Origin of the sequence: Streptomyces thermospinosisporus (assembly GCF_039526425.1) — a bacterium.
Lineage (GTDB): Bacteria > Actinomycetota > Actinomycetes > Streptomycetales > Streptomycetaceae > Streptomyces > Streptomyces thermocarboxydovorans.
In genome coordinates this window covers 1-9,452 of record NZ_BAAAIZ010000119.1, presented here as the reverse complement: position 1 = coordinate 9,452, position 9,452 = coordinate 1, and the positions used below count along the sequence as shown (strand labels likewise).

Annotated in this window: 8 protein-coding genes; 1 reads left to right on the top strand and 7 read right to left on the bottom strand. The window is 68.9% G+C overall.

The genetic code is table 11. The features are described 5' to 3' along the window. On the top strand, positions 1 to 469 hold a 469-nt coding region (locus ABD207_RS29735), incomplete at its 5' end, for an acyl-CoA thioesterase (RefSeq protein WP_344016357.1). 138 nt (positions 470 to 607) lie between these two features. Here ABD207_RS29735 and ABD207_RS29730 read toward each other — a convergent pair. From ABD207_RS29730 to ABD207_RS29700, 7 genes are all read right to left on the bottom strand, one after another. Continuing rightward, on the bottom strand, positions 608 to 1,444 hold the full coding sequence (locus ABD207_RS29730; RefSeq protein ID WP_344016356.1) for a GNAT family N-acetyltransferase: 837 nt from the start codon (positions 1,442 to 1,444) through the stop codon (positions 608 to 610). Between the two features lie 67 nt (positions 1,445 to 1,511). Then, a complete protein-coding gene (locus ABD207_RS29725; RefSeq protein WP_344016354.1) occupies positions 1,512 to 2,699 on the bottom strand; it encodes a bifunctional class I SAM-dependent methyltransferase/NUDIX hydrolase in 1,188 nt (395 codons plus the stop codon). A gap of 19 nt (positions 2,700 to 2,718) precedes the next feature. Then, a complete protein-coding gene (gene fxlM / locus ABD207_RS29720; protein WP_344016353.1) occupies positions 2,719 to 4,647 on the bottom strand; it encodes a methyltransferase, FxLD system in 1,929 nt (642 codons plus the stop codon). Next, positions 4,644 to 6,605, bottom strand: a complete 1,962-nt coding sequence (locus ABD207_RS29715) for an ABC transporter ATP-binding protein (protein ID WP_344016362.1) — start codon at positions 6,603 to 6,605, stop codon at positions 4,644 to 4,646. The genes fxlM and ABD207_RS29715 overlap by 4 nt, the downstream gene beginning before the upstream one ends. Before the next feature lie 487 nt (positions 6,606 to 7,092). Then, a complete protein-coding gene (locus ABD207_RS29710) occupies positions 7,093 to 7,881 on the bottom strand; it encodes a 3-deoxy-manno-octulosonate cytidylyltransferase (RefSeq protein ID WP_344016351.1) in 789 nt (262 codons plus the stop codon). A 22-nt stretch (positions 7,882 to 7,903) separates the two neighbouring features. Beyond that, entirely contained in the window at positions 7,904 to 8,470 is a 567-nt protein-coding gene (locus ABD207_RS29705) for an NUDIX hydrolase (RefSeq protein WP_344016350.1), read from the bottom strand. A gap of 4 nt (positions 8,471 to 8,474) precedes the next feature. Then, complete coding sequence (locus ABD207_RS29700) at positions 8,475 to 9,329, bottom strand: adenosylhomocysteinase (protein ID WP_425580868.1); 855 nt, start codon at positions 9,327 to 9,329, stop codon at positions 8,475 to 8,477. Positions 9,330 to 9,452: the final 123 nt, after the last annotated feature.

Here is a 9,452-nt window from a genome sequence, read left to right as displayed (position 1 = left end):
GGTTCTCCTTCGGGCCAGGATCATAAACCTGGCTTCAGGGACTCCACGAAACCGGGATCAGCTCAAGAAGTACACCTATGCCCTCCCGTTGCGCTGGGCCGACGCGGACGCGTACGGGCACGTCAATAACGCACTCTTCCCCCGGTACATGGAGGAGGCGAGGACCCGGATGTTCCAGGAGATGCTGCCCACCGACGAAGTCGGCCGCCGCCAGCACGCATGCGTGGTCAGCCGCTCCATCGTGGACTACCGCGCTCCCCTGTCCTACCGCGAGGAGCCCGTTGACGTGCACGTCAGGGTCGTCACCTGCCGGGGGGCGAGGCTGGAACTTGCCTACGAAATCCGTGACGCGGACCATCTGTATGCCGAAGCCACGACCTTGATGGCCGCGTACAACCTGGAGACCGGCAGGCCGCGGCGGATCTCTCAAGCCGAGCTGGACTTCCTCGCTCGCTACACCGAGTCCTGAACCGCTGCGCTGTCTCTGCATGCATGCAGGCCCCGGCTGACGACGTCCAGCCGGGGCCCATGCGTCTCTGGCCGCATCCGTCACTGCCGGGAGAGGCGGTTGAGCACGTCGAGAAGCGGAGCACGTGGCAGGGCTACGTCAGCGAAGCAGCTCGTCGCCGGAATCCTGTGACGGAAGGAACTTCGCGGCTTTTCGGGCCAGGACGGCAGTGAAGTATTCACGTGCGTCGGGACGCAGTCGTGCGAGGGCGACCATGCCAGTGATGACAGCGTCGGCCACCTCGTCTTGGACGTCTGTCCACGTGTGGCTGTGCCCTTTTCTCGGGTTGGTGCCCCGGGCTCCGATGACGGCCTGCGCAGCCTCGCCAACCTCTTCCGCGAGCTTGAGCACTTGCAGGGTCCATTGCTCCTCTGGCGCGAGTCCGTTCTCGGCATCGAGACGGCTGAACGTGTCGGCCAGACGCTGGATCGTGTCCCAGTCGTCGGTCAGAGCGCCGCACCTGTGCTGACCGCGGGATTGCGGAGGTAGTGCGGTTCTGCGCATCAGTGCTGGATCGCTGACGAATCCGAGCCCCTCGTACAGAGACCTGGATTCGTCACTGGCGTGCAGTTCGAAAAGGGTGATGTCTTCCTGCTCCAGGTCGTTGAGGAGCGCGGTGAGGGCGGCTTTGGCGTAGCCGCGACGTCGGTACCCGGGCCGGGTGGCCACGGCTTGGATGCGTGCGGCCAGTCCCTTGGGATACCGGGCTGCGGGCAGTACGGGGCTGACGAGTGCCAGGGCGCAGGTGACGAGTCCTCCCTCGGGTGCTTCGACGACGTAGGCCCGGGCATCGCCGTGAGCCTCGAGGCGTTCGGTCAGTTGGTCTCGGCACAGGGCCAGCCAGTCAGGGGTGAGCGGCTGGGAGAGGATCAGCTCGGACCGCAGGCGGGTGATGCCTTCGGCATCGGCGGGCGTGGCACGGCGTGGAGTGGTCACGGGGTCGTCCTGTTGATTCGGCGATGGGTGAGGCGGTAGGGGGTTCACCGGGCGAGGCCCGCCTCAGTCAGGGCTGGGATGACGCGGAGGCGGTCGTGTGCGGGTCGGTGATGGGCGAGAAGCGGGCGGGGGCGTGGTCGATGGGGAGGTCCGGGCGCCAGGTTGTGAGGATCTGGGCGCTGCATTCGAACAGGTCCGGCGGCAGGGCATCCAGCGGCCACCAGCGCCAGTCTCCGACACTCTCGCCAGGCTGGTCGGCCGGCTCGCCTTGCCAGTGGGTGACGAGCGCGCCGAAGGTGATGCGGACGACGTCGCCGACCTGGTCGAGGAACATGCCGAGAAGACGGACGTCGGCCGGGTCGGCGCACAGACCGGTCTCCTCGGCGAGTTCGCGCACGACTGCCTCGTGCAGTGACTCGCCCGGCTCCACGGTCCCGCCGGGCAGCTCCCGTGTGCCCAGCCGGTGTCGGCCGAGGAGGAGGCCCTCGGGTCCGAGGAGCACTGCCCCGACGCCGACGGCCGCATGGGCGACGGGTGGCTTCGCGGTGCGGGGACGGGCGGTGATCCGGGTCGGCCGGTGGACCTGGAACAGTCGGTAGGAGGCGTGGTTGTTCTTCTCCGGCGCGTCGAGGACGGTGATGCCCCGCACGCGGAACCCATAGGTGACGAGCAGGTCTTCCCACAACTCGGGTGTGAGCACCCACATGTGCACGGTGGGATCGTCGCCGCCGGCCAGCCGCAGGATCTCCGGGCGTGGGGTGACGGTCGAGGCGGGGCCATCCCCGGCGGAGTTGGTGTGCAGCACGGTGAAGTACAGCCGTCCGCCCGGTTTGACGGCGGTCGACAGGGCGGGCAAGAGCCGGTGCGGGTCGAGGAAGTGGAAGGTGCTGAGGGAGTAGATCACGTCGTACGGGGCTGTCGTGCCCAGGTACTCGACAGCGTCGGCGTGCACCAGCCGCAGGTCCGGTACATCGGGGTAGCGGGCACGCGCTCTCTCGATTTGGCTGAGGGAAGCATCGACGCCGTCCACCTGCGCTCCGTAGGTGCGGGCCAGGTGGGCGGCGTGCCGACCAGGGCCGCAGCCGATGTCCAGGACCCGCAGGCCCTCGACGTCCCCGAGGAGGGCGTCCCCGGGCCCGTTCGCTGCAGGGCCCCAGCTGATCCGTTCCACTTCCGGCAGGGGAGTGGCGCGCTCCAGGTGGTGCTTTCCATAGGTGTCCCAGGCGAGGCGGGTCTGATGCTCGATGTCCAACACGTCGACCTCCGTGCTCAGTTCAGGGGCGGAGTACATAGCAGCGCAGCACGTCGAGATCGGCGGTGCGTACTACGGACCAGCCCGCGGTGAGGATTTCGGCCTCGGCGGGTGTGATCCCGAGGTGCCTGTACGGATCGTCCTCCTCGCGGCGGCCGGCGAGTTCGGTGACGACCCAGAAGGTCCCGCCGGGCGCCAGGACCTGTCGGACGCGGTCGAGGAAGGCCGCCTTGTCGTCGATCCACCGGTAGACCAGGCGGCAGGTGACGATCGCATACGCGGCATCCGGCAGGGCGCTGAGGTCGTCGGAGACGAAGTCCATCAGGTGCCAGGCCGGCCCGTCGCCCCGCTGGGTGTTGCGGGCCGCGGCGATGGCGCTGGGCGCGAAGTCGATGCCGATGGTGCGGTAACCGAGCTGGTGAAGGTGGCGGGCGAGTGAACCTTCGCCGGTGCCGATGTCGAGTGCCGGGCGTCCGTGGCCCGGTCCGACATGGTCGGTCAGCATCGCTGCCTCGGTGCTGGTGACCTCGCGATACCGGCGTCGGCCGGCCCAGAGCGGCTCCCAGTAGTCGGCGGTGGCCGGCACGGTCGCCACTCGGCCGCTTTGCGAGCGGGCAGGACAGCAGGGCTCATGGTCTTGGGCGCCGGCAAGGGCTGCAGGCGCTGCTTCGCCGGGAATGACGGGCCAGTCGATCTTGATCCGCGTGTGTTTCTTATGGAACACGTGCAGGCCGTCGGTATAGGCGCCGGTCGGTCCGGTGGCGTCCTTGGGCTGGACCGTGATGTGCGGGCAGGGTGCGGCGCGGTGGTTGCGCTGCCAGTGCCGGACGTGCTCGGCCATTTCTGTGGCCGCCAGGTGACCGGCCGGTCCGTAGCCGTGGATGACGAACTCGTAGGCGCCGTTGCCGGTTTCGCCGTCTCCGATCCGCTCGTGTGCCAGACGGGCGAGTGACTTCCCACGCACCATGGCCGCGCCGGGCCAGTGCGGGGGTGGGGGACTGACGAGGCCGGTGTCGTGGTCCGGGTCGACGGACAGGCGGCAGAAGCCGGGGAGAGCCCCGGCCAGATAGAGGGTGAGGGAGTCGAAGGGTTCCTCACCCCCGACGGTGACGTGCGTACGGACCGTTGAGGGCGCCATACCGAAGGCCGGGGCCAGCTGGTCGACGGGCATGGGCGTTCCGTCCTCGAAGGCAAGGCGGATGCCGCAGCCTGGGATGGTGCGTAGATTCGGTTCCCATGCGCCGGCGCCTCGCATGGGGACGAAGCCGCACACCGTGAGTGGCTCCTCACTGATGAGCGCACCGTCATGTTTCGTGAACCCAATGGACCAAACGTACTGGTGGAGGCGTAGCGGGGCGACGAGGCGCCCGCCCTCCGCGACCATGGTGATCCACGGCAGATCCCAGGTGTCGACCGTGACGATCACCGCGTCGAATCCGCCTTCGGGGACGACATCGGCGGGCAGATACTCGGCGTCCGCGGTGAAGACACGGACACGGTCGTATCCGGCGGCGGCGAGGAAGCGGGCGGCGCGGTCGGTGACGTCTGGGTCGATGTCGACGGTGGTGACCTGTCCGGTCGGGCCGACCAGTTCGGCGATCAAGGCGGCGTTGTAACCGCCAGAGCCAACCTCCAGGACACGGTCGTCCGGCTGGATGCGGGCCGCTTCGAGCATCACGGCCTGCAGCCATGGTGCGCTGACGGAGCTGCTGATCCGGCCGTCGGGCGTGTGACGGGTGGGGATGATGTCATCGGCGTACGCGGTCTGCACGGGCACGTCCGGTGCGAAAGCATGGCGGGGAACCCTGCGCAGGGCGGCCTCGACACTGGCGGTGCGGACGTGGCCGGCCGCGAGGAGCTGATCGACGAGCCGGTGCCGCAGTGCACTGGCATCGTGTTCCTGCGCGGTAGTGGGGGGAGCCGTCACCCTGGGGCCTTTCGAACGGGTCATGCGGGATCTGCGACGGTGGGGGAGCCGGGGCGGGGGATGGTGCCCGCGGGGGCGTACTGGGCGGCTTGCGCGTCGAACATCGAGGCGTAGCGCCCTTGGGCGGCCATGAGTTCGTCGTGGCTGCCGTGCTCTACGAGGCGTCCGTGGTGCAGGACGTAGATGCGGTCGGCGTGGCGGACGCCGGACATGCGGTGGGTGACCAGGACGACGGCCCGGTTCGGGGCGGCGAGCCGGCGGATGCGGTCGAAGGCGGCGATCTCCGCTTCCGGGTCGAGGGCGGAGGTGGGCTCGTCCACGATGAGCACGCCGTCGGCATCCGAGGTGGCGCTGCGCCAGTGGGTCCGGGCGAGCCCGATCTTCTGCCACTCGCCGCCGGACAGTTCGCTCGCGCCGCGGAACATCCGGGCCAGCAGGGTGCGCAGGCCGTCGGGAAGTTTTGCGATGACCGGTCCGGCACCCGCGTAGTCCACGGAAGGCTGCAGGTGCTTGGGGTCGGCCGGCCGGGCGGGCCGGCCGATCCGGATGTTCAACGCCGCTGTCACGGGCCAGCGTTGGAAGTCCTGGGTGAGCAGTGAGACGCGGTCGAAGACCTCGGAGCGGTCCAGGGAAGCGATGTCCGCTTCTCCCCACCACACGGTCCCGCTCTGCGGCAGCAACAGGCCCGACAACACCTTCATCAGCGTGCTCTTGCCTGAGCCGTTCTCGCCGACCACGGCGGTGACCGAGCCCATGGGCAGCGTGAGGGAGACCTCGTCCAGGGCGGGGGCTTCCCGGTCCGGGTAGCGGTAGCTCATTTTTTCCAGAACGACCTGCCTCACCCGCGCCGGAACGGGATCGCCCCCGCTGGGAATGGTGCGCCGCGCCGCCTCGTCCAGGAAGCGGGCGTGGTCGCGGACGTAGAGGGACTCCTCGTGCAGCTGGTTGATGTTCATCACCAGCGCGCCCAGGCTCGCCGAGCCGGACCGGACGGCGATGACGGCGGTCCCGGCCACGGCCAGACTCATGTGCCCGCTCATGATCAGCCAGAACATGGCCGCGTACGTCGCCGCCATGGCCAGGCCGGACAGCGCGGCGGCCACCCACTCGGTGACGGCTTTGCCGGTGGCCAGCCGCTCCTGCTCGGCCTCGGCGCTCTCGGCCATCCGCTCGTAGCGGCTGAGCAGGAACGGCCCGACGGCGTGGATGCGCACCTCTTGGGCGGCGGTGCGCTCGGTGAGCAGGTTGCCGATGAGGCGGCTGGCCCGCACATGCTCGACCCAGCTCATGACCGACACGTACCGCTCCTGCGCCACCCGCATCGCGCCCCAGCCGCGCGGCGCCGCGATCAGGATCAGCATCGGCAGGAGGACCGGGTGGAGGATGGTGAGCACGCCGGCCGTGGAGATCAGGGAGATGGTCCCGTTCAGCGCGGCGACGCAGGCGCTGATCATGCGGCGGGCGGATCCGGCGCCGTACTGGGCGACGTCGATCAACCGCCGGAACTCCGGGTCCTCGATGGCCTCCAGTTCGACCGACGCGGCGGCGGCGAGGTACTGGGTCGTGGCGATCCGCTCGACCAGCGGCTCCAGCCGGCCCGCCCGCGAGGTGGACCAGCCGGCCAGACCCGAGTTGACCACGGCCGCTGCTGCGGCGGCGACCAGGCCCGGCAGCACCGCGTGCAGCCGCTGCTCGGGGGTGCCCGAGCCGAGCAGCGCGTGCATGACGGCGTTGACCGCGAGCAACCCGACCGCCGCGGCGACACCCTGCCCGATCTCGCTGACGGCGACCGTGAGCAGCGCGCGGCGGTCGGCACGCCACGCCATCCGCAAGGTCGCCCCGACCAGACCGGGCATGGAGCGCAGAGCCGACATCATCGTCAGGTCGAGCCGGGCACGCTCGTGTTCCGACCAGCCCAAGTCGTAGCGCAGAGGACCGCCGAAAAGCTCCTCCTCGGCGTCGGAGACCTCCGGCTCCGCCATCCGCACGCGTCCGAAGAACCTCTTCACCGGGCGCCTCCCGGCTCGGAGCAGCTCAGCGACCGGAGAGCCGGCGTGGGCAGCCACCGCCCCATGGTGGCGACCGTGATCATCCTCACAGAGGCCATAACGCCGGAACCGTCGCGGTACGAGTACCCATCCCCTCGTGTCACGTTATGGGGAGTCGCATGTGCTGGTGTTCTGGCCGAAGTCAATGTGGTCCCCCTTGACGGTTGTGCGGCTGGTTCGTGTGGCTCAACGAGCCGGCCGGAATTTCGAACACATGTGTTTCGGTCGTGTTGGTAACCCTGGGATTCAGCGCGCGCCGGAGCTTGCGGGTGGCATCGACCCTTGCGGCCCCTGGGTCAGAGGTCGGAGCGGCGGTGGCCAAAACGCCGAGCATGCTGCTGCGGCGCCGGGGACGGGAGCGGCCTCGTCGAAGCGTGTGAGCAGAGCGCCGGATCCAGGGAGCGGCGGTCGACCGCGGTCATCAGGAGAAGCGGGCGATCGCCCGCCCGGTGTGGGTCCGCAACAAGGTGCCGGCCCTCGCGAGGTCCTCGGGAGTGTCGACCGCCAACCCATCGTCCGCGACGCCGAGCATCCGTACGTCGTGGCCATGCTCGATGAAGCGCAGCATCTCCACGCCTTCGGTACGTTCCAGCGGCCCCTGAGGGAGACGCCGGAACGTGTCGAGGGCCGTTCGGGTGAAGCCGTAGAGACCGAGCTGACGCAGGTACCTCGGCCGGTCACCGCGCGGGTAGGGGATCGGCTGCCGGGAGAACATGAGGGCGTTGTGCTCGGCGTCGACGACGACCTTCACGACGTTGTGGTCCAGGACGGCACCGGCGTCGTCCAGCTCCGTGTATGCGTTCACTGCCAGGGCTCTGGGTGCCAGATGCTCCATGGCTTGGGAGACAGCGTCAATCGCGGTGGGGGAGATGAACGGTTCGTCCCCCTGGACGTTGATGTAGGCGTCTGCGGGCAGGCGTTCTGCGCACTCCGCGACGCGGTCCGTGCCGGTGAGGTGTTCTCCGGTCCGCATGCACTCGATGCCCAGGCGGTGGCACACCTCCTCGATGCGCTCGTCATCGGTGGCGACCACCACCCCGTCGAGGCGCTTTGCCTCCAGGCAGCGCTGGTGGACGTGCCACAGCAGCGGCTTGTCCCCGAGCTGCGCAAGGGGCTTTCCTGGAAATCGGGAGGCTCCCCAGCGGCACGGGATGACCGCTATGTGGTGGCGGCGCGCGGTGCTCGGCGGTGCGGCGGTGGTGGCTGCCACGGCGTACTCCCGTCGGTGAGTGTCAGGAATGGGTGGGGCGGGGGAGGAGGACGAGCTTGGCGCGGACGGTCGGCGAGGCAGAGTCCTCGAAGGACCGCCACTCGTATCCGCTGACCTCTTCGGTTTGAAGCGTCACGGCGTGTTCGGCCCGGAGGAGGAAGGCCCAGCGGAAGTCGACGTGCCGGTGTGCCGGCTCGCCCTTCGCGGGGTTGGCGGCGATGTCGTGTACGTCGATGTCCAGCGGCACGGTCTCAAAGCCGGGGAGGGGGACGACGGCATCGCGAGGAATGCCGGCTTCCTCGCCCAGTTCACGATGGGCGGCACCAGGTAGGTCTCTGTCCCCTGGCTCGTTGTGGCCACCGGGCGCGAGAGCCTTGCCCGTGGCGTTGTGCTGAATGTGGAGCACCCGGTCGTTGCTGTCGATGACGATGGCGCTGCACGTGACGTGCGTGGGAAAGGTCTTGCGGCTGGTCGGATCGTCCCCGCCGGTAAGGGCGACGAAGAGCGCAGCCAGGGCGTCCCGCTCGGACGGGTGGCGGGTGAGGTACCCCTCAACGGTGGCACGGATGTGGTCGGGGGAAGGCGGCATGGAATCACCTGTCGAAGTAGTCGAACCAGATCCTGGCGATGTCCTGGCGGTCGGGTGCGGCCATTTCGTGGAGACCGGACGGGAAGCGGCCGTGGCTGAGGGCCGCGGTGGCGGCGAGTATCTCGGCCTGAACGAGATGGATGTATGAGCCGACGGCGGCGCCGTGCACGAAGTTGACGGCGCCGCCGTCAGCGAGGACGTAGAAGTAGTGGCCCGTTATCTCGTAGCGCGTCAGATGCTCGCTGACCGGGGTGCGCTTGTAGAGGCCATGGAGGCTGCCGAGTTCAAGTTCGTCCTCTGAGGACGTTACCGAGGCGAGGTACGCCCCGTTGCGCAGGGCGGAGAAATCGCCCTGGCGGAGGGCGAGGTTGCCGGTGGCACACAGGACGAGTTCCGCCTCCCGCAGCGCCTCGGCCGTCGACGCGCTCGTACGGAAGCCTTGGGAATGCGCCTGCACTCTCTTGACTGGATCGGTGTCGTGGACGGTGACGCGCAGGTCTTGGGCGCGCAGCGTCTGAGCGATGGCCCGGCCGACCTTGCCGAACCCGATGACGCAGGCATTTCGGCTGGTCAGAATGTCGCCGCGGGCGCGTACGAGGGCGTCGGTCGAGAAGACGATGGACCGGCCCACCAGGTGGTCCTCGCAGTCCTTCAGCGGGGAGCGGGCCACCGAGACGACCGGGCAGGGCAGGCGGTCGAGTGCCGCGTACCGCTGGTGTCCGTTCTCGGTGTCCTCGACGACGCCGAGGACACGGCCGGAGAACTTCTCTACCAGGGTGTCGAGGCACGGCGCGAAGTAGCCGCCGATGTCTATCAGGATGACGTTCCGGCCGCCTGCTGTGTCCTCCAGGTACTCCAACGCCCAGGTCGAGTCGGCAAACAGTTCTCGGTTCAGGTCATGGACGGTGAAGGCACGTCGGACTGAGCTGCCCCGACTTTCGTGGAGTCCGGTGATCTTGTTTTAAGCGGACTGCAAGGTGGC

Bases quoted from the DNA above. Each gene is read 5' to 3' on its own strand.
- fxlM (WP_344016353.1), bottom strand. From the start codon at position 4,647: ATGACCCGTTCGAAAGGCCCCAGGGTGACGGCTCCCCCCACTACCGCG.
- ABD207_RS29715 (WP_344016362.1), bottom strand. From the start codon at position 6,605: ATGGCGGAGCCGGAGGTCTCCGACGCCGAGGAGGAGCTTTTCGGCGGT.
- ABD207_RS29705 (WP_344016350.1), bottom strand. From the start codon at position 8,470: ATGCCGCCTTCCCCCGACCACATCCGTGCCACCGTTGAGGGGTACCTC.